The organism is Streptomyces sp. NPDC000983, from assembly GCF_040299205.1.
In the GTDB taxonomy this organism is placed as follows: domain Bacteria; phylum Actinomycetota; class Actinomycetes; order Streptomycetales; family Streptomycetaceae; genus Streptomyces.
Window position 1 is genome coordinate 1 of record NZ_JBEPBM010000009.1, and the last position, 24,175, is coordinate 24,175.

Consider the following 24,175-nt stretch of genomic DNA (forward strand, 5'->3'; position numbering starts at 1 on the left):
AACGGCAAGCGCGCCGGACTCTGGCCGGGCCTGCGCGAGCACTTCACCCGCGAGGGCGCCGGGATCCCCTTCCGCGACATGCAGGAGCGGATGCTGTTCGCCGAGGCGCTGGACACCGTCCGCCTCCTGGAGGAGGGCGTGCTGACCTCGGTCGCCGACGCCAACATCGGCTCGATCTTCGGCATCGGCTTCCCCGGCTGGACGGGCGGAGTGCTCCAGTACATCAACGGCTACGAGGGCGGCCTCACCGGTTTCGTGGCCCGCGCCCGGGAACTCGCCGAGCGGTACGGCGACCGCTTCACGCCGCCCGCGCTGCTGGTGGAGAAGGCGGAGAAGGGGGAGCCCTTCAGGGACGCCTGACGCGAGAGCCGGGGGCCGGGGGCCAAGGCGCCGGGGGCGTGGACGCCGCGGAGCCGGAGGCGGGGGCCGAGGGCGAGGAGGCCGGGGGAGCCCGACGCGAGAGGGCCGGGGACGAGGGGCCGTGGGGCGGGCGTACCGCTGAGCGCCACGGGCCGCTTGCCTCCACCCCGCCCCACCGCCCCCGCAGGCCGACCGGAGAACCGCTCCCCGGGCCCCGCCCCCGAGGAGCCCCGCACGGGAACCACGACCGCCGGCAGGACACAGGTCCGGGCGCGGCAGGCGGTGGCCCGCACCCAGGAGCCGTCCGACCTGGTGTCGACGCTGCTCTACGTGGTGGACGAGGGCAGCGGCTTCCTCACCGGGCAGACCCTCAACGTCTCAGGCGGATCCGTCTACCTCTGACACCTTCACCCATTCCCGCAGCTCCTCCTTGAGGGACCGTTGGAAGGTCGTCAGCAGGGCCTGTACGACCAGCGGCTGCATGTCGGCGGAGAGGGACTTCACCTCCCGCGCGGCCCGCTCCGACACCTCCCCGCGGAACAGCAGCGACAGCTCGCGCGCGGCGGCCCGCGAATGCTCGATCAGCACCTTGCGCGCGGCGAGGATCGCCTCCTGCGACAGCGGCATGTCCAGCAGCCGCACCCCGAGCCGCAGCACACCGACGTCCACCCGGTACTCCTCGCCGTCCGAGGCGATCATGCCCATGGCGGCCAGCCGGGCGATGTCGTCACCGGTCAGCGCCCGCCCGGCCCGCCGCTCCAGCTCGGCCCGGTCCACCGTCTCCACCGCGTCCGGGGTCCAGGAGGACACCACGGCCCGGTGGATGGCGAGGTCCTCGGGGCTCAGCCCGGCCGGCAGCCGCTGCATGTACCGCTCGATCGCGGCCAGCGTCATCCCCTGCTGCTGCAACTCCTCGATCAGCGCGAGACGCGCCAGGTGGTCCCTGCCGTAGTGCCCCACCCGGCGCGGGCCGATCACCGGCGGCGGCAGCAGGCCCTTGGTGCCGTAGAACCGCACCGTACGGACCGTGACGCCCGCCCGCGCGGCCAGCTCGTCGATGGTGAGGGTCGGGTCCTCGGCGTCGGTCGTCATGTGCAGCAGTATCGCTGTCTCACCACTGCTGTGAAACCCGCCGCACAACTCGGAGGCGGCTGTCAGTGGCGGCGTCTACGGTGTGGTCATGCGGGAGATCAACTATGTGCGGGGTGACGCCACCGTACCGTCGGTGAAGGGCGTCAAGGTGATCGCCCATGTCTGCAACGACATCGGCGGCTGGGGAAAGGGCTTCGTGCTGGCCGTGTCACGCCGCTGGCCGGAGCCGGAGAAGGCGTACCGGGCCTGGCACCGGGACCGCGCCGCGAACGACTTCGCCCTGGGCGCGGTCCAGTTCGTCCAGGTCGAGCGGTACGTCTGGGTGGCCAACATGATCGGCCAACGCGGCATCCGCACCGGCAGCAAGGGCGTCCCCGTCCGCTACGAGGCGATCGACGCGGCCCTCGCGAAAGTAGCCGTCAAGGCCACCGAACTCGACGCCTCGGTCCACATGCCCCGAATAGGCTGCGGCCTGGCGGGCGGCAAATGGCCCCGAGTGGAACCCCTGATCACAGAACGCCTGCTCACCCGGAACATCCCGGTCACGATCTACGACCACGACTGATGTCGGGGCACACAGCGCCCCGACCCCAGGGGCGCGGGGAACTGCGCGCCCGGCCACAACAACCCCGCAGCCAACCAACAACACTCACCCCACCAAGGGGCGCGGGGAACTGCGCGCCCGACCACGACGCACCAGCAGCTGATCAACGACACTCACCCCACCAAGGGGCGCGGGGAACTGCGCGACCGGCCACGACGAACCCGCAGCCGAACCACGACCATTCCCCCCGCCCCCAGCGGAGCGCTCAGTGCGCGTGCACCCCATTCGTCGCAGCGATCTTCCCCCACGACTCGGGCCGCACCGGCACCGACAAGTCCCGAGCCGACCCGGCGGAGCGCCCCGGCTTCTCCGGCTGGAACAGCCAGGTGTCGAACAGCGCCCCCAACGACTCCCCGGAAACCTCCTCCGCATAGGACACGAAGTCCCCCACGGAAGCGTTGCCGTGGGTGAACCTCTGCGGCCACCCCTTGAGGATCGCGAAGAAGTCCTCGTCCCCGATCTCGTTGCGCAGCGCCTGGATCGCCAGCGCCCCCCGGTCGTAGACGGCGATGTGGAACTGGTTGTCCGGCCCGGGGTCCCCCGGCCGGACCGTCCAGAACGGATCGTCCGCCGTCCGCGTCGCGTACAGGTAGTCGGCGATCTCCTGGGCCGTCCCCTCGCCCTCGTGCTCCGACCACAGCCACTGCGCGTACCGGGCGAAGCCCTCGTTGATCCAGATGTCCTTCCACCCCGCCACCGACACCAGGTCGCCGTACCACTGGTGGGCCAGTTCATGGACGACCAGCGTGGTGTTGGTGCCGTTGGCGAACTGCCGAGGGCTGTAGAAGGGCCGCGTCTGGGTCTCCAGCGCGTACCCGGTGTTCGTGTTCGGCACATAGCCGCCCAGCGCGTTGAACGGGTACGGCCCGAAGTACCCGGCGAGCCAGTCGGCGATCTCCCCGGTCCGCTCGATGCTGGCGCGGGCGGCGCCGTCGTGGTCGCCGAGGTCCTTGCTGTAGGCGTTGACGACCGGGATGCCGCTCTCGGAGCGGCCCGTGGTGATGTCGAACCGCCCGACGGCGAGCGTGGCGAGATACGTCGCCTGCGGTTTGTTGGAGCGCCAGTTGTACCGGGTCCAGCCGAGCCGTGAACTCGTCGACTGGAGCGTGCCGTTGGAGATGGCCTGGGTGCCGTCCGGGACCTGCACCGACACGTCGAAGGTGGCCTTGTCGAGCGGGTGGTCGTTGCTCGGGAACCACCACCAGGCGGCCTCGGGCTCGTTCGCCGCGACACCGCCGTCCGGGGTGCGGTGCCAGCTGGTGAAGCCGTACGCCTCTTCCTCGGACGGCACTCCGCTGTAGCGCACCACCACGGTGATGCGGGACCCCTTGGCCAGCGGCTCCTTCGGGGTGATCTCCAGCTCGTGCTCGCCGGAGGTGGTGAACGACGCCTTCGCGCCGTTGACGCGCACCTCCCCGACGTCCAGCAGGAAGTCCAGGTTGAACCGCGACAGGTCCTCGGTGGTGCGGGCCAGCAGGGTCGCCGTGCCCTCCAGGCGGTCCGTCTCCGGCTGGTACTTCAGCCGCAGGTCGTAGTGGGAGACGTCGTAGCCGCCGTTGCCGTAGGCCGGGTAGTAGGGGTCGCCGATGCCCGGTGCGCCGGGGGCGGAACTCGCGGCCGATGCCGGGATCGCCAGCAGTACGGAGGCCGCCGCGAGCGCGCCGGGCGCGAAGAATCTGCGGTGCACGAAAGCTCCAAGTCGTTGGGGACCGAAGTCTGTTCGGACCCTATTGACTCCCTGTGTCACCGCAGGTGTCCATCGCCGCACCCGTCACACGATCGCCATTCGGCCGTCACGGACCACCCCGTCCCGCTGCACCCACGGCCCCCTCGCGCGCCCGATCGCCCTCTTCTGCACGGGAGTTGACCGGGGTACCGTCCCGCGCATGCCGATACGCATGCGCTTCACGATCTGGAGACCGCTCGCGACGGCGGCCGCGGCCGCCCTGATGGCCACCCTCCTCACCCCCGCCACCGCCCAGGCGGCCCCGCGGGTGAGTGAGCCCCGCTACTCCTACGACGACGCCATCCGCGAAGCCGTATGGGTGGACACCGGACTCGACGGCGACGCCGACGGACGCACCGACCGGGTCGCCGTCGACATCGTCCGCCCCCGGGAAACCGCCCGCCAGGGCCGGAAGATCCCCGTCATCATGGACGCCAGCCCCTACTACGCGTGCTGCGGACGGGGCAACGAGAGCCAGCGCAAGACCTACGACGCCGACGGCGAAGTCGTCCGGATGCCGCTGTTCTACGACAACTACTTCGTGCCCCGCGGCTATGCCTTCGTCGGCGTCGACCTCGCCGGCACCAACCGCTCCGACGGCTGCGTCGACGTCGGCGGACGCTCCGACGTACAGTCCGCCAAGGCCGTCGTGGACTGGCTGAACGGACGCGCCAAGGCGTACACCACCCGCACCGGCACCACCCGCGCCAGGGCGACGGGCTGGACCGACGGCAGAACCGGAATGATCGGCAAGAGCTACGACGGCACGATCGCCAACGGTGTCGCCGCGACCGGCGTCGAGGGCCTGGAGACGGTCGTCCCCATCGGCGCCATCTCCTCCTGGTACGACTACTACTTCTCCCAGGGCGCCCCGCTCTACGACTCCGGTCCCGAGTGGCTGTCGAACTACGTGGAGAGCCCCGAGGCCCGCGCCCGCTGCGGCGCCGTCCAGCAGCGGCTCGTCGACGGCGCCCCGCGCACCGGTGACTGGACGCCGCTGTGGAGCGAGCGGAACCATGTGCCGGACGCCGACCGCGTCGAGGCCAGCGTCTTCGTCATCCACGGCATGCAGGACCTCAACGTCCGCGCCAAGCACTTCGGCCAGTGGTGGGACGCGCTCGCCCGCAACGGCGTCGACCGCAAGATCTGGCTCACCCAGGCGGGCCACGTCGACCCCTTCGACTTCCGGCGCGCCGAATGGGTGGACACCCTGCACCGCTGGTTCGACCACGAACTCCTCGGTTACGACAACGGCATCGACGACGAACCGATGGCCGACATCGAACGCAAGCCGGAGCAGTGGGCCACCTCCGCGGTGTGGCCGCCCCGCGGCACCGAACGGACCACCCTGCGCCCCGCCGAGGGCACCGAGGAGGGCGTCGGCCGCCTCGGCCCGACCCGTGGCACCGGCACCGAGACCTTCACCGACGACCCGGCGCTCGACGAGACCGACTGGGCCGCCCGCATCGACCGGCCCACCCCCGACAAGGCCGGCTTCACGACCGGCCCGCTCACCCGGGACCTGCGGCTGTCGGGCTCCTCGAAGGTCACCGTCACCGCCACCCCGACCACCGCCACGGCCCACCTCTCGGCCGTCCTGGTGGACCTGGGCCCGGACACCGTCCGCGACTACGCCGCCCCCGGCGAGGGCATCACCACCCTCACCGAGCGCACCTGCTGGGGCGCGAGCACCACCGGCGACAGCGCCTGCTTCAAGGAGACCGCCGCCCGCACCACCGACGTCGAGTACACGATCGTCAGCCGCGGCTGGGCCGACCTCGGCAACCACCGCTCCGGCCGTGAGGGCGTCCCGCTCACTCCCGGCACGCCGTACACGATCACCCTCGACCTGGCCGCCACCGACCATGTGGTCCCGGCCGGCCACCGGCTCGCGCTGATCGTGGCGGGCACCGACAGGGGCCTCATCGAACCGCCGTCCACGCGGCCCGCCCTCACCCTCGACCTGGCCCGTACCTCGGCCCGGCTGCCGCTGGTCGGCGGCGCGGACGCGTTCCGCGCGGCGACCTCGGGTACCGCGGCCGCGCCGGGCGGGGCCGTCCTGGACGGCGTACGCGAACCGCGCACCGCCCAGCGAGTCCCGGAGGCATCGTGAAGTCCCGCATCGCCGCGCTGATCGCGGCCGCCCTGACCGTGCCCCTGCTCTCCCTCCCGGCGCACGCGGCGGACACCCCGCCCCGCACCGGTTTCGAGGAGTCCGGCGGCGCCCGCTGGACCTCCCAGCCCGAGGAACAGGACTTCCTCACCGCCGTCGACCGGGGCAGCGGCCGGGTGTCGGTGAGCCGGATCGGCACCACCGGCGAAGGCCGCCCGCTCCAGCTGGTGCGGATCGGGACCCGCCCCACCACCCGTACGGTGCTGCTGGTGTGCAGCCAGCACGGCGACGAGCCGTCCGGCCGGGAGGCGTGCCTGACCACGGTCCGCGATCTGGCCTTCGGCCGGGACGCGCGCACCAGGAAACTGCTCGCCACCACCACCGTGCTGGTCGTGCCCACCGCCAACCCCGACGGCCGGGCGGCGAACACCCGGGGCAACAGCGACGGCGTCGACGTCAACCGCGACCACCTCGCCCTGCGCACCGCCGAGGGCCGGGCGCTGGCCGCGGTGATCCGCGACCGCCGGCCGGACGTCGTCTACGACCTGCACGAGTACGGCGGCACACCCCCGTACTACGACAAGGACCTGTTCGACCTCTGGCCGCGCAACCTCAACACCGCCCCGGCCGTGCACACCGAGGCCCGCTCGCTCTCCCTGGACCACGTACGTCCCGCCGCCGCGAAGGAGGGGTACACCACCGGCACGTACGGCATCTGGACCGATCCGGTCACCGGCGAGCCGATCCGGCAGGTCGCCGGTGACGGCCAGGAGCGCATCCTGCGGAACATGTCCGGAATCAAGCACACCGTCGGCCTGCTGATCGAGAGCCGGGTCGAACCCCTCACCGACGTGTCGGAGCCGGTCAACAACCTGCGCCGGGTGAACTCCCAACTCGCCGCACTGGACGGCTTGTTCGCCTTCGCCGACACGCGCGGCGCCAAGGTCGACGCGATCACCTCGGCGGCCCGGCTGGCCGGCCTGCGCGACACCGGACCGGTCTACCTCGGCGGCGCCGACAACGACCCGGCCGAGCCCGCCGAGGTGCTCCAGGACCCGCCCTGCGGCTACCGCCTGACGGACGAACAGCTGACCGAGGTGGGCGACGAACTGGCCCTGCACGGAGTGCGTACCCACGGCACGTACGTCCCGCTGAGGCAGTCCCTGCGCGCCCTCGTCCCGCTGCTCCTCGACGGACGCGCGCCGTACCACCTCGCGGTCGCGGAGCCCGACACCGACTGCTGAAACAGCCGGGAAGGGCGACACCTGTGGTAGGCCGTAGGAACCCCACGAAAAGGGGCAAACCTACGGCTTTCCACGGAAGGTGCCGCAGTTGTCGGAAGACCTGAAGATGAGGGGCGGCCGGGAAGGCCCCTCGGACGTTCCCAGCCGCCAGCCGACGGACCGGGTGGTGTTCGGTGTCACCGCCGTCATCACCGTGGCCTTCGTGATCTGGGGCGCGACGGCCACCGACTCGCTCGAGAGCGCCTCGACGAAGATGCTCGACGGGCTGATCCACAACGCCGGTTGGGCCTTCGTCCTGGCCGCCTCCTGTTTCGTCGTCTTCGCCCTGTGGCTCGCGATCAGCCGCTACGGCCGCATCCACCTCGGCGCCGAGGGCGAGGAGCCGGAGTTCCGCACGGTCTCCTGGATCGCCATGATGTTCAGCGCCGGCATGGGCATCGGCCTGATGTTCTACGGGGTGAGCGAGCCGCTCGCCCACTACACCACTCCGCCACCGGGCACCGACCCCGCCGACTCCGGTGAGGCCATGGAGACGGCCATGGCGACGACCCTCTTCCACTGGACGCTGCACCCCTGGGCGATCTACGCGGTCGTCGGCCTCGCCATCGCCTACAGCACCTTCCGCAGGCGCCGCCGCCAGACCATCAGCGCGGTCTTCACCCCCCTCATCGGCGAGCGGCACGCCAACGGCGCCGGGGGCCGGGTGATCGACATCCTCGCCATCATCGCCACGGTCTTCGGCTCGGCGGCCTCCCTCGGCCTCGGCGCGCTCCAGATCGGCTCCGGGTTCCAGGAACTGGACTGGATGGACGACGTCAGCGACGGCCTGCTGGTCGCCATCATCGCCGTGCTGACCCTGGCCTTCGTCGCCTCGGCCGTCTCCGGCGTCGAGCGCGGCATCCAGTGGCTGTCCAACATCAACATGGTGCTCGCGCTGGTGCTCACCCTGTTCGTCTTCGTCGCGGGCCCCACGATCATCGTGCTCGACCTGCTGCCCACCTCGGTCTTCGCCTACCTCAACGACCTGTTCCAACTGGCCGGCCGCACCGAGGCGAGCGGCGGTGAGGGCGTCGCGGACTGGCTCGGCGGCTGGACCGTCTTCTACTGGGCCTGGTGGATCTCCTGGACACCGTTCGTCGGCATGTTCATCGCCAGGATCAGCCGCGGCCGCACCATCCGGCAGTTCGTCGGCGGGGTCATCCTGGTGCCCAGCACCGTCAGCCTGGTCTGGTTCGCGATCTTCGGCGGTACGGCCATGAAGCTGAAGGAGGGCGGCGGGCTCGGCGGCGAGGACACCCCGGAGGGACAACTCTTCGCCCTGCTCCAGGAGTTCCCCATCTCCACGGCCACCAGCCTGCTGGTGATGATCCTGGTCGGCATCTTCTTCGTCTCCGGCGCCGACGCCGCCTCCATCGTGATGGGCACGCTCTCCCAGAAGGGCGCGCTCGAACCCGGCCGTCTCGTCGTGGTGTTCTGGGGCGTGGTGACCGGTGCGGTCGCCGCCATCATGCTGCTCGTCGGCAGCGGCGAGGGCGACGCGCTCACCGGCCTGCAGAACCTCACCATCCTCGCCGCCGCCCCCTTCGTCCTGGTGATGATCGGCATGTGCGTCGCCCTCATGCGCGACCTGCGCCGGGACCCGGTCATCGTCCGCAGCGAGATGGGCGACGAGGCCGTCGAGAACGCCGTGATCACCGGCCACCGCAGGTACGACGGCGACTTCGAGATCAGGGTCGGCCCCGGCGCCGGCACCGGGACGGAGGGCGACCCGCTCGGCCACGAGCACTCCTGAACGCTCAGGAGGCGAGGGCGGCCGCCTCCTGAGCACAGCCCCAGGCCACCGTCACACCGGCGCCGCCATGACCGTAGTTGTGCACCAGCACCCGTCCGTCCGGCAGGAGTTCGCGCTCCAGCCGGACCGCGTCCCGCACCGGCCGCAGCCCCACCCGGTGCTCCAGGACCCGCGCCCCGGCGATCTCCGGCCGCACCCCGGCGCAGCGCCGCACGATCGCCTCGGCCACCTTCGGATCCGGCTCCAGCGACCAGGCGCCGTCCTCCGCCGTCCCGCCCAGCAGCAGCCGGCCCGGCTGCGGGAAGAAGTACGCCATCTCCCCGGCGGCGTCACTGGAGGTGAGCCAGGTGTCGATCCCCGGGTTCTCCACGACCACCAACTGCCCGCGCACCGGCCGCAGCGCCGGATCCGGCACCAGCTCGCGGGCGCCGAGCCCGGTGCAGTTCACCACCACCGGTGCCTCGGCCTCGGCGAGCGAGGACACCGTCCGCGTCTCGATCGAACCGCCCGCCGCGCGGAATCGTTCCCGCAGCCAGGGCAGATGGGTCGGCATGTCGATGAGCGGCAGCCGCGCCCACAGCCCGGTCCCGCCGGGCCCCTCGGCCGCGCCGGACTCCTCGGCCGTGGCGGCCCGCAGCCCCGGCACCCGCCCTGCCGTCCAGGAGTCGGCCCCGTCCAGGTCCCCCTCGCCCAGTAGCCCTTCGACCATCCGTACGCCGGTCGCCCCGGGGCGGTCCGCCAGCTCCGCGTAGACCTCCAGGGACCGCAGCGCCCAGTCCCGCGCCAGGGCGAGCGGCTCGATCCTGTACGGCCACCACAGCGCGCCCGCGACCGCCGAGGTGGTCCGCTCCACGGGGTCCCGGGTCCATACCCGCACCCGGCGGCCGCTCTCGGCCAGCAGCACCGCCGTGGTGAGGCCGATGACCCCGCCGCCGACCACGATGACTTCGTCGTTCCGCCCGGTCTCCACGCGTGGACCGTAGCGGAATATGTCATGCCGTGCTCGCATCGGTCCCGCGCTGGGGATACTCACACCATGTCTGCCGAGTACGCGACCTTCGGCCTGGCACCGGCGATTCGCGCCGGTGGCGTCCTCTCCAACGGTCACTTCCAGGCGCACCGGGACTTCGTGGACTTCATCGTCGACGGACGCCCGCTGCTGTTCCAGCTCTCCGACCTCGACGCCGTCTCCCCGCTGGCCTCCGACGTACCGCCCGCGATCTTCACCGCCCAGGTACGGAGCCTGTTACTGGAAGCCGAAGCACCGCTTCCGGGCGGCCGCTATGTCATCTACGGCTGCCCCGACTGCGAGAACCTCGCCTGCGGGGCGGTCACCGCCGCCATCGAGCCCGACGGCGAGGACTTCATCTGGCGGGACTTCGCCTGGCAGACCGAGGAACGCGCCGACCTGGACCTCAACGGCTACCACGGCATAGGGCCCTTCCGCTTCCAGGGCGCCGAGTACCGCACCGCACTGGCCTCCCTGCTCGACCGGAACCCGGACGCCGCCCGCCGCCGGGTCCTGCTGATCGGCGCCCGCGTCGCGGTGCTGGCCAAACTGGCCGCGGCGCTGCGCACCATCGGCATCGGCGCCGACATCACCCGCGACGCCGAGGACGTCCCCGCCGACGAACTCCGCGCCTACGGCGCCGTGGCCTTCGGCCGCGCGGTCGGCGAGGAGGAACGGGCCGCCGTACGCCGGGCCTTCGACCGGGCCGGCGTCGACGTCGCCTTTGTCCTGGGCCTCGCCCCGATCGTCCCGCTCCTCGTCGCCCAGATCGAACACGCCCTCGACCGCAGCCCGGTCCAGCAGCGCCGGCTGACCCGCCTGGTCGCCGCCGACGGCGAGGCCGGGGTGGAGGTCACCTCGCCCTGCCGGGTCCGGCTCACCGCGTACCGCCTGGACCGGCTCTACCGCACCCACACCCACGAGGTCTTCGACGGCCACCTGGAACCCGGCCGGCACCGTATCGCCCTGGACGCCAAGGCGGTGCGCGGCGAGTCCTTCGTCGTCGCCCGCACCTCCGGAAGCGTCCTGGTCGAGGCGATGGCCCGATGAGAGGGGAGGAGGGCCGACGAGCGGTCGGCCATTAGGATCGGGGCCTGATGACTGCCACCCTCGTCGTGAAGAACCTCGCCGCCGGCCACGGCGACCGCTCCCTGTTCAGCGGGCTCGACCTCGTCGTCGCGCCCGGGGACGTGATCGGTCTGGTCGGCGCCAACGGTGCCGGGAAGTCCACCCTGCTCAGGCTGCTCGCGGGGCTGCTCGCACCGGAGGAGGGCGAGCTGCGGCTCTCCCCGCCCGGCGCGACCGTCGGTCACCTGCCGCAGGAGCCGGAGCGCAGGCCCGGCGAGAGCGTCCGCGCCTTCCTCGCCCGGCGCACCGGCGTCGCCGAGGCCCAGCGCGTCATGGACGAGGCCACCCAGGCCCTGGTCGACGGGGCGCCCGGCGCCGACGACGCCTACGCCACCAGCCTGGAGCGCTGGCTGGACCTGGGCGGCGCCGACCTCGACGAACGCGCCGAGGACGTCGCCGACACCCTCGGCCTCGCCGTCGACCTCGACCAGCCCATGACCTCCCTCTCCGGCGGCCAGGCGGCCCGCGCCGGACTCGCCTCCCTGCTGCTCTCCCGCTACGACGTCTTCCTCCTCGACGAGCCCACCAACGACCTCGACCTCGACGGCCTGGAACGCCTGGAGCGCTTCGTCACCGGCCTGCGCGCCGGCACCGTCGTGGTCAGCCACGACCGCGAGTTCCTCACCCGCACCGTCACCAAGGTCCTCGAACTCGACCTGGCCCAGCAGCGGATCAACCTCTACGGCGGCGGCTACGCCTCCTACCTGGAGGAGCGCGACGTCGCCCGCCGGCACGCCCGCGAGGACTACGAGGAGTACGCCGACAAGAGGGCCGCCCTCCAGGACCGGGCCCAGACCCAGCGCTCCTGGATGGACAAGGGCGTCAAGAACGCGCGCCGCAAGGCGGGCAACGACAACGACAAGATCGGCCGCAAGTTCCGCAGCGAGGCCAGCGAGAAGCAGGCCGCCAAGGCCCGCCAGACCCAGCGCATGATCGAGCGCCTGGAGGTCGTGGAGGAGCCCCGCAAGGAGTGGGAACTGCGCATGGAGATCGCCTCCGCCCCGCGCTCCGGGGCGGTGGTGGCGACCCTGCGCGACGCCGAGGTGCGCCGGGGCGGCTTCACCCTGGGCCCCCTCTCGCTCCAGATCGACTGGGCCGACCGGGTCGCCGTCACCGGGGCCAACGGCGCCGGCAAGTCGACCCTGCTCGGCGCCATGCTGGGCCGCGTCCCCCTGACCGCAGGACAGGCCGCGCTCGGCCCCGGCGTCCTGGTCGGCGAGGTCGACCAGGCCCGCGGGCTCTTCCACGGCGAGGAGGCGCTGCTGGACGCCTTCTGCGCGGCGGTCCCGGACACCGAGCCGGGCGAGGTGCGCACCCTGCTGGCCAAGTTCGGGCTGAAGGCGGACCACGTCCTGCGCCCGGCGGCCACCCTCTCACCCGGTGAGCGCACCAGGGCCGCCCTGGCCCTGCTCCAGGGCCGGGGTGTCAACCTCCTCGTCCTCGACGAGCCGACGAACCACCTCGACCTCCCGGCCATCGAGCAGCTGGAGTCGGCGCTCGACGCCTACGAGGGCACGCTGCTGCTGGTGACCCACGACCGGCGCATGCTGGACGCCGTCCGGCTCACCCGCCGCCTGGAGGTCAGCGACGGCAAGGTCACCGAACGCTAGGACCTGCCCTTGTCCTTGCCCTTGAGGAGGGCGCAGGCGAAGTTCTCCTGGACGGCGCGCAGTTGCCCCAGGAGTTCCGGCTTCAGCGTCCGGTTGATCTGCGTCGTGGTGGAGAAGGTCAGGGACTTCCTGCCGTCCGGGGTCGCCGCGGCGAGCTGGGTGTAGCCGGGGGTGTTGCCGGTGTGGCCGAGGAGCACACCGCAGCGGGTGGTGTACCGGAAGAGGGCGAGGCCCGCCTCGTTGCCCCCCGGCCCGGCGGGCTCGGACGCGCCGTCGATCCAGGCGCGCTGCTCCCGGACGACGTCGCGGCCGAAGAGCTTGCCGCCGGCGTAGCCGCGGATGAAGCGGGTCATGTCGGCGGGCGTGGAGACGATGCCGCCCGAGGCCCACACCCCGGACATGCCGATCAGCTCGCTGACGTCCTCTGGCGGGTCGGGCGGGGAGACGTCGTAGCCGTGCAGGAACGGCCTCGGCATGCGGTAGCCCTGCGGCAGGCTGGTGTCGTGCAGGCCGAGCGGCCGGTACACCAGCTCCCGCAGCAGCCGCTCGTACCGGGTGCCGGTGGCGGCCTCGGCCATCAGGGCCACGGCGATGTTGTCGGAGTTGGAGTACTGGTAGCGGCTGCCCGGCGGGAAGTTCAGGGGACGGTCGGCGACGAAGTCGAGCAGCTTGCGGGAGTCGAAGCGGTGCCGGGGGTCCGCGAACAGGATCTCCAGGAACGCGGGCGACTCCGAGTAGTCGGGCAGGCCGCTGGTGTGGTTCAGCAGCTGACGCAGGGTCACGGCGGCCCAGGCGTCCGGCAGGTCCGGGAGGCGTTCGCCGAGGGTGTCGTCCAGGCTCAGGTCCCCGCGGTCGACGAGGGACAGCGCCACCGCGCCGCTGAACGCCTTGGCGGCGCTGGCGATCCGCATGTGGTCGTCCGGCCGGGGCTCGCGCCCGGTGTCGAGGTCGGCCACCCCGGCCCGTACGACCCGGGTGCGGTGGCCGTCCTTGAGGACGGCGATCACCCCGGGGGGACCGCCCGGACTGCGCACCAGGTCCGCCAGCTGGCGCTGGAGGGCGGAGTCGGTGTCCGGCCGGGGGTGTGTGGCGGCGCCCGCGACGGCGGGGGACAGGCTGGTCAGACAGAGGGCGACGAGCGGGACCGTCCCCAGGCGGGGGCGGCGGGACGCACTGCGGCGGATCGGCATGGGCACTCCCGTGAGGCGCGAGGCTGGTCGCCGTCCAGCCTCGCCCGCGGGCCCTCCACGGGCCGCTCGTGTTGCTGCACACGGCCCAACGGCCCGGCCCCTCCCGGCGAAGGGGCCGGGCCGCCCGTCAGCGCTTGCCCTTCTTGGGGTCCACCAGACCCGCGCGGCGCAGGGCGTCGGCCATCGCGCTGTTCGCCGGGGGCGCCGCCTGGCGCGAGCCGCCGCCGGCCCCGCCGCCACCGCCGCCCCGGCTCTGCCGCTGCTGTGGCGGGCGCCCGCCACCGCGCTGCTGACGCCGCTCACCGCCGCCGGACTGGCCCTGCGGGGCCGCCTCGTCCTCCAGCCGCAGGGTCAGCGAGATCCGCTTGCGCGGGATGTCGATGTCCAGGACCTTCACCTTGACGATGTCACCGGACTTGACGACGTCCCGCGGGTCCTTGACGAACGTCCTGGACATCGCGGAGACGTGCACCAGCCCGTCCTGGTGCACACCGATGTCCACGAACGCCCCGAACGCCGCCACATTGGTGACCACGCCCTCCAGGACCATCCCCGACGCCAGGTCGGAGATCTTCTCGACGCCCTCCTTGAAGGTGGCCGTCTTGAACGCGGGCCGCGGGTCGCGCCCCGGCTTCTCCAGCTCCTTGAGGATGTCCGTGACGGTCGGCAGACCGAAGGTCTCGTCCACGAACTCCTGCGGCCTGAGCGACCGCAGCACCCCGGTGTTGCCGATCAGGGAGGCCACCTCCTGCCCGGAGGTCTTCACCATCCGCCGCACCACCGGGTACGCCTCCGGGTGCACGCTGGAGGCGTCCAGCGGGTCGCTGCCGCCCCGGATCCGCAGGAAGCCCGCGCACTGCTCGTACGCCTTCGGGCCGAGCCGCGCCACCTTCTTCAGCTCGGAACGTGACCGGAAGGGGCCGTTGGCGTCACGGTGCGCCACGATGTTCTCGGCGAGCCCGGAGGTGATCCCGGAGACCCGGGAGAGCAGCGGCGCGGACGCGGTGTTGACGTCGACACCGACGCCGTTCACACAGTCCTCCACCACCGCGTCCAGCGACCGCGACAGCTTCACCTCGGACAGGTCGTGCTGGTACTGGCCGACACCGATCGACTTCGGGTCGATCTTGACCAGTTCGGCGAGGGGGTCCTGGAGCCGGCGCGCGATGGAGACGGCGCCGCGCAGCGACACGTCCATGTCGGGCAGCTCCTGCGAGGCGAACGCGGACGCCGAGTACACCGAGGCGCCGGCCTCGGACACCATCACCTTGGTGAGCTTCAACTCGGGGTGCTTGGTGATGAGTTCACCGGCGAGCTTGTCGGTCTCCCGGGACGCGGTGCCGTTGCCGATGGCGACCAGGTCGACCGTGTGCTCCTTGGCGAGCCGGGCCAGCCTGGCGATGGCCTCGTCCCACCGGTTGGCCGGGACGTGCGGGTGGATGACGTCCGTGGCGACGACCTTGCCGGTCGCGTCGACCACGGCGACCTTCACGCCCGTACGGAAGCCCGGGTCCAGGCCCAGCGTCGCGCGGGTGCCCGCCGGGGCGGCGAGCAGCAGGTCCCGCAGGTTCGTCGCGAAGACGTTCACCGCCTCGTCCTCGGCGGCCGTACGCAGCCGCAGCCGCAGGTCGATCCCGAGGTGGACGAGGATGCGGGTCCGCCAGGCCCAGCGGACCGTGTCCTTCAGCCACTTGTCGCCCGGCCGGCCCCGGTCCGCCACGCCGAACTTCGAGGCGACGACTGCCTCGTACGAGGACGGCCCCTCGGTCGCCTCCTCCGGCTCCAGGACGAGGTCGAGGACCTCCTCCTTCTCGCCGCGCAGCATGGCGAGGATGCGGTGCGAGGGCAGCTCGGTGAACGGCTCGGCGAACTCGAAGTAGTCGGCGAACTTGGCGCCCGCCTCCTCCTTGCCCTCGCGCACCTTGGCGGCCAGCCGCCCGCGCACCCACATCCGCTCGCGCAGCTCGCCGATCAGGTCGGCGTCCTCCGAGAACCGCTCGGTGAGGATCGCCCGCGCCCCGTCGAGGGCGGCCTGCGGGTCGGCGACGCCCTTGTCGGCGTCGACGAACGCGGCCGCGGCGGCGAGGGGCTCCACCCCCGGATCGCCCAGCAGGCCCTCGGCGAGCGGTTCGAGGCCCGCCTCGCGCGCGATCTGCGCCTTGGTGCGCCGCTTGGGCTTGTAGGGCAGGTAGATGTCCTCCAGGCGCGCCTTGGTCTCCGCGCCGCGGATCCGCGCCTCCAGCTCGTCGGTGAGCTTGCCCTGCTCGCGCACGGACTCCAGGATCGCCGTCCGGCGCTCCTCCAGCTCCCGCAGATAGCGCAGCCGCTCCTCGATCGTGCGCAGCTGCGCGTCGTCGAGCATCTCGGTCGCTTCCTTGCGGTAGCGGGCGATGAAGGGCACCGTCGAACCGCCGTCGAGCAGCTCCACGGCGGACCTCACCTGCCGCTCCCGTACGCCGAGCTCCTCGGCGATCCTGCCTTCGATGGACCCGCTGGACCCGGGTGTCGTCACGATCCGGTACCGCCTTCTCACTGAGGTTGCGCGGCAATTGTGGCAGGTGACACCGACAGACGGGGATCAGGGCGGACATCGGGCCGGGGATCAGGGCGTGGCCGGGAGTCAGGCCCGCCGCCCGCGCGCGCTTCCGGACGCGCCGCCGAAGAGCCGGGCCAGCGCCCGGAACGGCAGCGTCACGACGGTGGCCACGGCGGACCCGATCTGACGCAGAACATCGGCAAGAGCGCGGAACACGGACATCTCCTCTCGTCCCCGACCACAGCGGCCGGAGACGACCGTGTACCTCGATCACACGCAGACATGCCCGCCACCCCCGAATCCACCTCACCCCAACAAGCCCCACCCGACCGGCCTCCGCGGGCGAGCCGCCGGGGCCCGTCTCTACGCGCGAGCCCTCGGCCCGGTCAGCCTCGTGGGCGAGCCGTTGGCCGATCAGCCTGCGTGGGCCGGCAGTCGGCTGTTGGCCTCTGGGGGTGAGCCCTCGGCCCGATCGGAGTGCACCTCCGGCTCGGAGAGCTGGGCCGCCTGCCAGCCGGTGTTGGCGGTGACGTTGACCCGGACGTAGCGCGTCCGGGCGGCCGGGAAGGCCACGGTGACGGTGTTGCCGTCGGCCGGGTCGAAGGCGTACGTGGCGGAGCCTCTGCGTCCGAGTAGCCGGCCGCCGGCCTCTGTGGGCGAGCCCTCGGCCGGCCAGTTTCCAGCCGACCTACCTCAGTCGACCCAGCCCGCTCAGCTCAGTCCTTCCCGATCAGGTCAGCCGGGAACGCGCCCGCTGCCAGGGCCGTTCGGGCGAAGGTCGAGCCCAGTTCCGTCAGTCGGGCCACGGCGTCCGCGCCGAGGTGTTCGTAGGGTGCACGGTCCAGCCGGTCCGTCTCGGCCTCGACCGCGGCGCGCAGCGCCACGCCCGCCTCGGTGAGTTCGCCGGACTCGTCCAGCAGCCCGCGTCCGCGCAGCCGCTCGCGGGCCGCCTCCCACTCCTCCTCGCTCCAGCCGCGCGTCACCAGCTGCCACCTCGGGGTGAAGCCCCGGCCGGTCGCGGTGTGCGTGACCAGCGCCTCCAGACCGTCCAGCTCCGCCGAGAGCAGCGCGGCGAGATGCCCGTCGCCCCGGTACTCGCGCAGCAGCGTCGCCGCGTGGAAGTACGCCATGTGCGGTTCCTCGGGGACCGGCAGGTCGGCGTGGGCCGCGAACAGCGGGCGCGCGTGGCGGGCGCACACCTCGGTGGCGCGCAGCGCGAGCCGCGCCGCCTCGGCCATCTCCGCGGAGGCGAGGGTCTCCTCGCCCAGCAGCCGGCGCAGCATGGCGTCGACCGCACGCGCGCGTGCCGCCAGCACCTGCTCCGGGGAGGCGGTCCGCCACACGGCGGGCACGTGCCGGGCCACGGCCTCGTACTTGTAGTTGTAGAAGGTGGCCGCGACCGTGCCCGGCCCGACCGCGCCGAGCGCGGCGGCCCGCACCGCGAAGTTCACGGCCTTGGGGTGGGTGATCCCCAGGGCGGCGGCCTCCGCGCCCAGCTCGGGCGCGAAGTAGTGCATGGAGTGCAGCGTGTTGAGCGCGTTGTGGCAACGGCGGCCCGCACGCGGGTCCAGGGCGGCAGTAGTCATGCCCGGCAGGTTACCGACCGCTTGGTATCCCCGGTCCAGGCGGGTGGCCGCACAGGGCGGAAAAGGTGGGGAACTCGTCGTTGCGGACGTCCCGGCGCCCGCGAAGAATCAGGTGCATGGCGCAGCGAACGGTTCTCCTGGTTCTCTTCGACGGCGTGCAGAGCCTGGACGTCACCGGCCCCCTGGAGGTCTTCACGGGGGCGGAGGTGCAGGTCCCGGGCTCGTACCGCATCCGTACGGCCTCCCTGGACGGGGCGCCGGTGCGCACGTCGAGCGGTCTGACGCTCGTCCCGGACGCCGCCCTGGACCCGCACGACCCCGACCCGCACACCCTCGTCGTCCCGGGCGGCCGGGGCACCCGGGACCCCGACGCCCGGCTGACGGACTGGCTGCGTGAGCACGGGCCGCGCGCCGAGCGCCTCGTCTCCGTCTGCACCGGGGCGATCCTGCTCGCGGAGGCGGGCCTGCTGGACGGCCGCCGGGTGACCACCCACTGGGCGTACAGCGCGAAACTCGCCCGCGACCACCCGGAGCTGGAGGTCGACCCCGATCCCATCTACATCAGGGACGGAACCGTCTCCACCTCGGCCGGGGTCACCTCCGGCATCGACCTGGCGCTGGCCCTGGTGGAGGAGGACCTGGGCCGGGAGGTGGCCCTGACCATCGCCCGCCATCTGGTGGTGTTCCTGCGCCGGCCGGGCAACCAGGCCCAGTTCAGCGCGCAGCTCGCCGCCCAGACCGCCCGGCGCGAGCCGCTGCGGGACGTCCAGCAGTGGATCACCGAGCACCCGGCCGCTGACCTGGGTGTGGAGACCCTCGCCGCACGGGCCGGGCTCTCCTCGCGCCACTTCGCCCGCGCCTTCCGCGCCGAGACCGGCACCACGCCCGGCCGGTACGTGGACCGGGTCCGCCTCGAACACGCGCGCCGGCTGCTGGAGGACACCGCGGGCGGTGTCGAGGAGATCTCCCGCGCCAGCGGCTACGGCACTCCCGAGGCGATGCGCCGCGCCTTCCTCAAGGCCCTCGGCGCGGCCCCCGCGGAGTACCGCCGGCGCTTCCGCCCGGCCGCCCGGACCTGACCGACGAAGAAAGGCACCCCATGCAGATCGCCATCGTCCTGTTCGACCGCTTCACCGCCCTCGACGCCGTCGGCCCCTACGAGACCCTGGGCCGCCTCCCGGACTCGGAGACCGTCTTCGTGGCCGAGCGGCCCGGACCCGTGCGCACCGACACCGGGAACCTCGCGCTCACCGCCGACCGGAGCCTGGCCGAGGTGCCGGCCCCGGACCTCGTGGTCGTGCCCGGCGGCCCCGGGCAGACCCCGCAGATGGAGAACACCGCGCTGCTGGACTGGCTGCGCGCCGCCGACGCCACCAGCACCTGGACGACGTCCGTGTGCACCGGCTCCCTGCTGCTCGCGGCGGCGGGCCTGCTCCAGGGGCGCCGGGCGACCTCGCACTGGCTGGCCCTGGAGCACCTGCGGAGGTTCGGCGCCGAGCCCACCGGGGAACGGGTCGTCACCGACGGCAAGTACGTCACCGCCGCCGGGGTCTCCTCCGGGATCGACATGGGCCTGACGCTGCTGGGCCGCATCGCGGGCGACGACCACGCGCGGGCCGTACAGCTGCTGACCGAGTACGACCCGCAGCCGCCCTACGACGCCGGCTCGCCAGACAAGGCGCCCGCGCACCTGGTGGAGGAGTTCCGCGCCAAGAGCCGGTTCATCCTGACGTAGACGCGTTCCAGGTGAACTCCGGCCGCCTGCGCTGGAGGAAGGCGGCGACCCCCTCGGCGAGGTCGCCGCTGGCGCGCGCCTGCTCCGTCCAGTGCTCGTCCCGGTCCCGGTGACCGTCGGCGAACTCCTTCGCGGCCGCCTGGGTCAGCCGGGAGCGGCTCACCAGGATCCGGGTGAACTCCGCGACCCGCTTGTCCAGTTCACCGGCGGGCAGCACCTCGTCGGCCAGCCCGGTGCGCAGGGCGCGCCCGGCGTCGATCAACTCGCCCGAGAAGAGCAGGTACTTGGTGGCGGAGGGGCCGGTCAGCGCGACCAATCGCCGGGTGGAGGAAGCCGGATACACCACGCCCAGCTTGGCCGGCGTCACCCCGAACAGGGCGCCCTCCTCGGCGAACCGCAGATCGCAGGCGGCCGCCAGCTGGGTGCCGCCGCCCACGCAGTGCCCGCGCACGGCGGCCAGCGTCGGCTTGGGGAAGGCGGCCAGCGCGTCCTCGGCGAGCCGGGCGAGGAGCTGCGCCTCCTCGGGGCGCTCCCGCAGCGCGCCGATGTCGGCGCCGGCGCAGAAGGTGGGGCCGGAACCGGTCAGCACCAGGGCCCGTACCCCGGGGTCGGCCGCGAGCGCGTCGAGCAGCGGCGGCAGCGCCGCCCACATCGCGGACGTCATCGCGTTGCGCTTCTCGGGGTGGTGGATGACGACGGTGGCCACCGAGTCGGTGACGCTGTGCAGCAGCTGCGGCTCCATGCGCCGGATGCTATCCGCAGGGCCGGGCGCCCCCGCGGGCGGGCCGGGGCCGTCAAACCCGTACAACCCGAATAGTTCGTAAAGTCGGCACAGGTGGGACAGGAGCGGTCTCCTACCTGGCGACGACATACGCCATCGGTCGGAAAGTGCTCGAAAAGCGCACACTTCTGGTCACTTCGATGGACCGGAGCGGCTCGTTACCAACACTCGACCCGTGGCGACAATCGAGCGCAAGGGTGGCGACCGGACCATGGACAACCCAGGGCGCGGGCCCGCCCCACGCCCCACCGACGACCCACTGCCCTACGAGGGAGTGTGGCGGTTCACCGCCTCGGCCGTCGACGTGTCCGTCCCGCAGGCGCGGCACGCCGTGCGGGACCTGCTGTACCGCCAGGGAGTGCCGCTGACCGACGACCGGCTGCAGGGCCTGCTGCTGATCGTCTCGGAGCTGGTCACCAACGCCGTCCGGCACGCGGCGCTGCTGTCACCGATGCTCGCCGTGGAGGTCGCCGTCGGCGCCGAGTGGGTGCGGGTGTCCGTGGAGGACAACCACCCCTACCGCCCCACCGCCCTGGAGGCCGACCACGGGCAGACCGGCGGACGCGGACTGCTGCTGGTGCGCGAGGTGACCCGGGAGGCGGGCGGGGTGTGCGACGTCGAACACACCGCGAGCGGCGGCAAGGTGATCTGGGCCGCCCTGCCGCTCACCCCCGCGCACATCCTCTGAGGGAGCGCGCGCTCACCAGCCGGCCGACGGGCCCGTCAGCTCGCGCACCGCGGGACGGGCCGCGTCCAGCACCGTCATGAACCAGGCCGAGAAGGTGTCCTTGGCGTGCCGCTCGGCCAGCTCCTCGGGCGTCACGAAGGCGATGTCGCCGACCTCCTCCGGGTCCGGCCGCGGCGAGGACTGCACCATGCCCACGAAGAGATGGTTGTACTCCTGCTCCACCAGACCCGAGTCCGGGTCCGGGTGGTTGTAGCGGACCGTGCCCGCCTCCGCCATCAGCGACGGGGAGACCCCGAGCTCCTCGTACGTCCGCCGGGCCGCCGCCGCGAAGGGCGCCTCGCCCGGGTAGGGGTGGCCGCAGCAGGTGTTGGACCACACACCGGGGGAGTGGTACTTGCCGAGCGCCCGCTGCTGGAGCAGCAGCCGGCCCCGCTCGTCGAAGAGGAACACGGAGAAGGCCCGGTGCAGCAGACCCGGCGGCTGGTGGGCGGCGAGCTTCTCCGCGGTGCCGATCGTCACACCGTTCTCGTCGACCAGTTCGAGCAGAATCTCCTCTGCGGTGCCGGTCGACGGAGTGTGCGTCGCGGCGGCGGCAGGTGTGATCGGCATACCCATCCTTCACATCGTTCTTGCGCCCCAAGTGTGCCCCACGAATCCGGCACTCCCGGCAGTTGATCGTGCCCGGCGCGGCGACGGCGGAACCCTGGGCCCGCCCGGCTGTGGGAGTGAAGACGCCGCCGCGCGCCGGACCGCTGCGCTCCGGCGCGAACCCGTCAGTGGCACAGCCTGGCCTCGTGCTCGGCGTGCCCGCCGGGCTCCAGCTGGAAGGTGCAGTGCTCCACGTCGAAGTGGTCGCCGAGACAGCCCTGGAGTTCGTGCAGCATCTTCTCGTGCCCTATGGCGTTGAGCGCCTCGGAGCTGACCACCACATGCGCGGAGAGCACCGGCATACCGGAGGTGATGGTCCAGGCGTGCAGGTCGTGAACGTCCTCGACCCCGTCCAGCGCCAGGATGTGGGCCCGTACCTCCGTCATGTCGACGTCCTTGGGGGCCGCCTCCAGCAGCACGTCGAGGGTCTCGCGCAGCAGCTTCACCGTCCGCGGCACGATCATCAGTCCGATGACCAGCGAGGCGATCGGGTCGGCGGCCTGCCAGCCGGTGGTCAGGATCACCACCGCGGAGATCAGCACCGCGACCGAGCCCAGCGCGTCCGCCGCCACCTCCAGGAACGCGCCGCGCACGTTCAGGCTCTCCTTCTGGCCGCGCATCAGCAGCGTGAGCGAGATCATGTTCGCGACCAGGCCGATCGCGCCGAACACCAGGGTCGGTCCGCCCTCGGTCGCGGCGGGCGTCAGGAACCGCTGGATCGCCTCGTACAGCACGTAACCGCCGACGCAGAGCAGCAACAGACAGTTGGCGAGGGCGGCGAGGATCTCGGCGCGGGCGTACCCGAAGGTGCGGTTGCCGGTCGCCGGCCGGCCGGCGAAGCCGATCGCCAGCAGCGCCATGCCGAGCCCCACCGCGTCGGTCGCCATGTGCGCCGCGTCCGCGACCAGCGCGAGCGAGTCGGCGACCACACCGCCGACGATCTCCACCACCATGACGGTGAGCGTGATGCACAGCGCGATGCGCAGTCTGCCGCGGTACGCCGCGGTCGCGGTGCCGCCGTGACCGCCGTGCGCGTGCCCGTGATCGTGCCCAGCCCCCATGGAGAGCCGCCTCCTGTCATCGCTTCCGGGATCACAGTGAACTACGGGTGGGGGGTATGGGGCAACGCGGCACTGAACACCGTTGTCATATGCTCTGACCTGCGGAAACGATCCGCAGGTCAGAGCGTCGGGTGATCATTCTCCGTGGTGCAGCCGCCAGCCGAGCCAGGCGGACTCCACCATCTCGCGCACCGGGCGGGAGGCGGTCCAGCCGAGCTCCTTCCCGGCCCGCGCGGCCGAGGCCACGGCCCGGGGCGCGTCGCCGGGGCGGCGACCCTCCACCAGCGGCGGCCGCCGGTCGCCGGTGACCTCGCCGATGACGTCGATCAGCTCCCGCACCGAGACGCCCTCGCCCCGGCCGATGTTCAGCGTCAGATCGCCGGCCGGGGCGTTCGGCCCGGTGAGCCGGCGGACGGCCGCGAGATGCGCCTCGGCGAGGTCGGCGACATGGATGTAGTCGCGGATGCAGGTGCCGTCCGGCGTCGGGTAGTCGTCGCCGAAGATCCGCGGGGCCTCACCGCGGGTGAGCCGGTCGAAGACCATCGGCACGATGTTGAAGACGCCGGTGTCGGCGAGTTCGGGCGCGGCCGCGCCGGCGACGTTGAAGTACCGCAGGCAGACGGTGGAGATGCCGTGCGCCTGTCCGGCCGCCCGGACCAGCCACTCGCCGGCCAGCTTGGTCTCGCCGTAGGGGTTCACCGGCGCGCACGGGGTGTCCTCGGTGATGAGGTCGGTGTCCGGGTTGCCGTAGACCGCGGCGGAGGAGGAGAACACCAGCCGGCGCACCCCCGCCTCGGCCACCGCGTCCAGGAGCGTGGCGAGACCGCCGACGTTCTCCCGGTAGTAGTGGGTGGGCCGGGCCACGGACTCCGCGACCTGCTTGCGCGCGGCGAGATGCACCACACCCGTGACGTCGTGCTCGGCCAGGACGCTCTTGAGCAGGTCGCCGTCGAGCGACGAACCCTGGATCAGCGGCACCCCGGCGGGCAGCCGCGCGGGCACACCCGCGGAGAGGTCGTCCAGCGCCAGGACGCGTTCCCCGGCCCCGGCCATGGCCCGCGCCACATGCGCCCCTATGTACCCGGCCCCACCTGTGATCAGCCATGTCATGGGCACCCACCCTATGCTCAGCGCCCGCGACTGATGGAAATGCGTCAAATATCCGATCTGGTAGCGGAGTTTGTGGGCCGGGCCCCGTTTCCCCGATGATGATCGCGGAAGCGGCGCGGGCGAACCGCGCCGATCGGGCCGTGAAACAGGCGGTGAACGCCG

General features: G+C 72.4%; 22 protein-coding genes and 1 pseudogene. 11 read left to right on the forward strand and 12 right to left on the reverse strand.

Going from position 1 to position 24,175, the window contains the following annotated elements; genetic code table 11:
* Positions 1–360 (forward strand): annotated as a pseudogene (locus ABT296_RS12395) (3-hydroxyacyl-CoA dehydrogenase); the annotation flags it as partial.
* A gap of 156 nt (positions 361–516) precedes the next feature.
* Positions 517–762 carry a hypothetical protein gene (locus tag ABT296_RS38725; RefSeq protein WP_502977235.1) on the forward strand — a complete coding sequence of 82 codons (246 nt, stop codon included), beginning with the start codon at positions 517–519 and terminating at the stop codon, positions 760–762.
* Here the strand turns inward: ABT296_RS38725 and ABT296_RS12405 are convergent.
* A complete protein-coding gene (locus ABT296_RS12405) occupies positions 739–1,452 on the reverse strand; it encodes a MerR family transcriptional regulator (protein ID WP_351926129.1) in 714 nt (237 codons plus the stop codon). The genes ABT296_RS38725 and ABT296_RS12405 overlap by 24 nt on opposite strands.
* Before the next feature lie 88 nt (positions 1,453–1,540).
* On the opposite strand from ABT296_RS12405, the gene ABT296_RS12410 reads away from it, so the two are divergent.
* A complete protein-coding gene (locus tag ABT296_RS12410) occupies positions 1,541–2,017 on the forward strand; it encodes a macro domain-containing protein (RefSeq protein WP_351926131.1) in 477 nt (158 codons plus the stop codon).
* Between the two features lie 244 nt (positions 2,018–2,261).
* Here the strand turns inward: ABT296_RS12410 and ABT296_RS12415 are convergent, their stop codons facing one another.
* Entirely contained in the window at positions 2,262–3,743 is a 1,482-nt protein-coding gene (locus tag ABT296_RS12415) for a M1 family metallopeptidase (protein WP_351926133.1), read from the reverse strand.
* 199 nt (positions 3,744–3,942) lie between these two features.
* Here ABT296_RS12415 and ABT296_RS12420 point away from each other — a divergent pair, with 199 nt between their 5' ends.
* The 3 genes from ABT296_RS12420 to ABT296_RS12430 all read left to right on the forward strand — a co-directional run bounded on the left by ABT296_RS12420 (position 3,943) and on the right by ABT296_RS12430 (position 8,931).
* A complete protein-coding gene (locus ABT296_RS12420) occupies positions 3,943–5,895 on the forward strand; it encodes a Xaa-Pro dipeptidyl-peptidase (RefSeq protein ID WP_351926135.1) in 1,953 nt (650 codons plus the stop codon).
* Entirely contained in the window at positions 5,892–7,139 is a 1,248-nt protein-coding gene (locus ABT296_RS12425; RefSeq protein ID WP_351926137.1) for a M14 family metallopeptidase, read from the forward strand. Before ABT296_RS12420 ends, ABT296_RS12425 begins: the two co-directional genes overlap by 4 nt.
* Before the next feature lie 106 nt (positions 7,140–7,245).
* Positions 7,246–8,931, forward strand: a complete 1,686-nt coding sequence (locus tag ABT296_RS12430; RefSeq protein WP_351926567.1) for a BCCT family transporter — start codon at positions 7,246–7,248, stop codon at positions 8,929–8,931.
* Positions 8,932–8,935: 4 nt separating this feature from the next.
* Here the strand turns inward: ABT296_RS12430 and ABT296_RS12435 are convergent, their stop codons facing one another.
* Entirely contained in the window at positions 8,936–9,940 is a 1,005-nt protein-coding gene (locus ABT296_RS12435) for an FAD-dependent oxidoreductase (RefSeq protein ID WP_502977236.1), read from the reverse strand.
* Positions 9,941–9,967: 27 nt separating this feature from the next.
* On the opposite strand from ABT296_RS12435, the gene ABT296_RS12440 reads away from it, so the two are divergent.
* Both ABT296_RS12440 and ABT296_RS12445 read left to right on the forward strand, forming a co-directional pair.
* Positions 9,968–10,990: an oxidoreductase gene (locus ABT296_RS12440; RefSeq protein WP_351926141.1), complete on the forward strand. Its 1,023-nt coding sequence runs from the start codon at positions 9,968–9,970 to the stop codon at positions 10,988–10,990.
* Positions 10,991–11,037: 47 nt separating this feature from the next.
* Entirely contained in the window at positions 11,038–12,678 is a 1,641-nt protein-coding gene (locus tag ABT296_RS12445; RefSeq protein WP_351926143.1) for an ABC-F family ATP-binding cassette domain-containing protein, read from the forward strand.
* On the opposite strand, the gene ABT296_RS12450 is transcribed toward ABT296_RS12445, so the two are convergent.
* The 5 genes from ABT296_RS12450 to ABT296_RS12470 all read right to left on the reverse strand — a co-directional run bounded on the left by ABT296_RS12450 (position 12,675) and on the right by ABT296_RS12470 (position 17,990).
* On the reverse strand, positions 12,675–13,868 hold the full coding sequence (locus ABT296_RS12450) for a serine hydrolase domain-containing protein (protein WP_351926145.1): 1,194 nt from the start codon (positions 13,866–13,868) through the stop codon (positions 12,675–12,677). The two genes, ABT296_RS12445 and ABT296_RS12450, sit on opposite strands and share 4 nt — an antisense overlap.
* A 127-nt stretch (positions 13,869–13,995) precedes the next feature.
* Complete coding sequence (locus ABT296_RS12455) at positions 13,996–16,380, reverse strand: Tex family protein (protein ID WP_351926147.1); 2,385 nt, start codon at positions 16,378–16,380, stop codon at positions 13,996–13,998.
* 108 nt (positions 16,381–16,488) lie between these two features.
* Positions 16,489–16,620, reverse strand: a complete 132-nt coding sequence (locus tag ABT296_RS12460; RefSeq protein ID WP_351926150.1) for an LPFR motif small protein — start codon at positions 16,618–16,620, stop codon at positions 16,489–16,491.
* Positions 16,621–16,818: 198 nt separating this feature from the next.
* Positions 16,819–16,977: a hypothetical protein gene (locus ABT296_RS12465; protein WP_351926152.1), complete on the reverse strand. Its 159-nt coding sequence runs from the start codon at positions 16,975–16,977 to the stop codon at positions 16,819–16,821.
* A 143-nt stretch (positions 16,978–17,120) separates the two neighbouring features.
* Positions 17,121–17,990, reverse strand: coding sequence for an SCO6745 family protein (locus ABT296_RS12470; protein ID WP_351926154.1), 870 nt, complete (start codon positions 17,988–17,990; stop codon positions 17,121–17,123).
* Positions 17,991–18,106: 116 nt separating this feature from the next.
* Between ABT296_RS12470 and ABT296_RS12475 the strand changes: the two genes are divergently transcribed.
* On the forward strand, positions 18,107–19,069 hold the full coding sequence (locus ABT296_RS12475; RefSeq protein WP_351926156.1) for a GlxA family transcriptional regulator: 963 nt from the start codon (positions 18,107–18,109) through the stop codon (positions 19,067–19,069).
* A 20-nt stretch (positions 19,070–19,089) separates the two neighbouring features.
* Complete coding sequence (locus tag ABT296_RS12480; protein WP_351926159.1) at positions 19,090–19,725, forward strand: DJ-1/PfpI family protein; 636 nt, start codon at positions 19,090–19,092, stop codon at positions 19,723–19,725.
* On the opposite strand, the gene ABT296_RS12485 is transcribed toward ABT296_RS12480, so the two are convergent.
* The gene (locus ABT296_RS12485) at positions 19,712–20,467 is read right to left on the reverse strand and encodes an enoyl-CoA hydratase/isomerase family protein (protein ID WP_351926161.1); all 756 of its coding nucleotides are present in this window, start codon (positions 20,465–20,467) and stop codon (positions 19,712–19,714) included. The genes ABT296_RS12480 and ABT296_RS12485 overlap by 14 nt on opposite strands.
* Before the next feature lie 250 nt (positions 20,468–20,717).
* On the opposite strand from ABT296_RS12485, the gene ABT296_RS12490 reads away from it, so the two are divergent.
* Positions 20,718–21,194, forward strand: a complete 477-nt coding sequence (locus tag ABT296_RS12490; RefSeq protein WP_351926569.1) for an ATP-binding protein — start codon at positions 20,718–20,720, stop codon at positions 21,192–21,194.
* 12 nt (positions 21,195–21,206) lie between these two features.
* Here the strand turns inward: ABT296_RS12490 and idi are convergent, their stop codons facing one another.
* From idi to galE, 3 genes are all read right to left on the reverse strand, one after another.
* Complete coding sequence (gene idi / locus ABT296_RS12495; RefSeq protein ID WP_351926163.1) at positions 21,207–21,803, reverse strand: isopentenyl-diphosphate Delta-isomerase; 597 nt, start codon at positions 21,801–21,803, stop codon at positions 21,207–21,209.
* A 164-nt stretch (positions 21,804–21,967) separates the two neighbouring features.
* Positions 21,968–22,903 carry a cation diffusion facilitator family transporter gene (locus ABT296_RS12500; RefSeq protein WP_351926165.1) on the reverse strand — a complete coding sequence of 312 codons (936 nt, stop codon included), beginning with the start codon at positions 22,901–22,903 and terminating at the stop codon, positions 21,968–21,970.
* Between the two features lie 135 nt (positions 22,904–23,038).
* Positions 23,039–24,013, reverse strand: coding sequence for a UDP-glucose 4-epimerase GalE (galE, locus tag ABT296_RS12505; RefSeq protein ID WP_351926167.1), 975 nt, complete (start codon positions 24,011–24,013; stop codon positions 23,039–23,041).
* Positions 24,014–24,175: the final 162 nt, after the last annotated feature.

Coding starts and splice junctions, on each gene's coding strand:
- ABT296_RS12405 (WP_351926129.1), bottom strand. CDS start 1,452: ATGACGACCGACGCCGAGGACCCGACCCTCACCATCGACGAGCTGGCC.
- ABT296_RS12410 (WP_351926131.1), top strand. CDS start 1,541: ATGCGGGAGATCAACTATGTGCGGGGTGACGCCACCGTACCGTCGGTG.
- ABT296_RS12420 (WP_351926135.1), top strand. CDS start 3,943: ATGCCGATACGCATGCGCTTCACGATCTGGAGACCGCTCGCGACGGCG.
- ABT296_RS12430 (WP_351926567.1), top strand. CDS start 7,246: ATGAGGGGCGGCCGGGAAGGCCCCTCGGACGTTCCCAGCCGCCAGCCG.
- ABT296_RS12435 (WP_502977236.1), bottom strand. CDS start 9,940: ATGCGAGCACGGCATGACATATTCCGCTACGGTCCACGCGTGGAGACC.
- ABT296_RS12440 (WP_351926141.1), top strand. CDS start 9,968: ATGTCTGCCGAGTACGCGACCTTCGGCCTGGCACCGGCGATTCGCGCC.
- ABT296_RS12445 (WP_351926143.1), top strand. CDS start 11,038: ATGACTGCCACCCTCGTCGTGAAGAACCTCGCCGCCGGCCACGGCGAC.
- ABT296_RS12450 (WP_351926145.1), bottom strand. CDS start 13,868: ATGCCGATCCGCCGCAGTGCGTCCCGCCGCCCCCGCCTGGGGACGGTC.
- ABT296_RS12470 (WP_351926154.1), bottom strand. CDS start 17,990: ATGACTACTGCCGCCCTGGACCCGCGTGCGGGCCGCCGTTGCCACAAC.
- ABT296_RS12475 (WP_351926156.1), top strand. CDS start 18,107: ATGGCGCAGCGAACGGTTCTCCTGGTTCTCTTCGACGGCGTGCAGAGC.
- ABT296_RS12480 (WP_351926159.1), top strand. CDS start 19,090: ATGCAGATCGCCATCGTCCTGTTCGACCGCTTCACCGCCCTCGACGCC.
- ABT296_RS12485 (WP_351926161.1), bottom strand. CDS start 20,467: ATGGAGCCGCAGCTGCTGCACAGCGTCACCGACTCGGTGGCCACCGTC.
- ABT296_RS12490 (WP_351926569.1), top strand. CDS start 20,718: ATGGACAACCCAGGGCGCGGGCCCGCCCCACGCCCCACCGACGACCCA.
- idi (WP_351926163.1), bottom strand. CDS start 21,803: ATGCCGATCACACCTGCCGCCGCCGCGACGCACACTCCGTCGACCGGC.
- ABT296_RS12500 (WP_351926165.1), bottom strand. CDS start 22,903: ATGGGGGCTGGGCACGATCACGGGCACGCGCACGGCGGTCACGGCGGC.
- galE (WP_351926167.1), bottom strand. CDS start 24,013: ATGACATGGCTGATCACAGGTGGGGCCGGGTACATAGGGGCGCATGTG.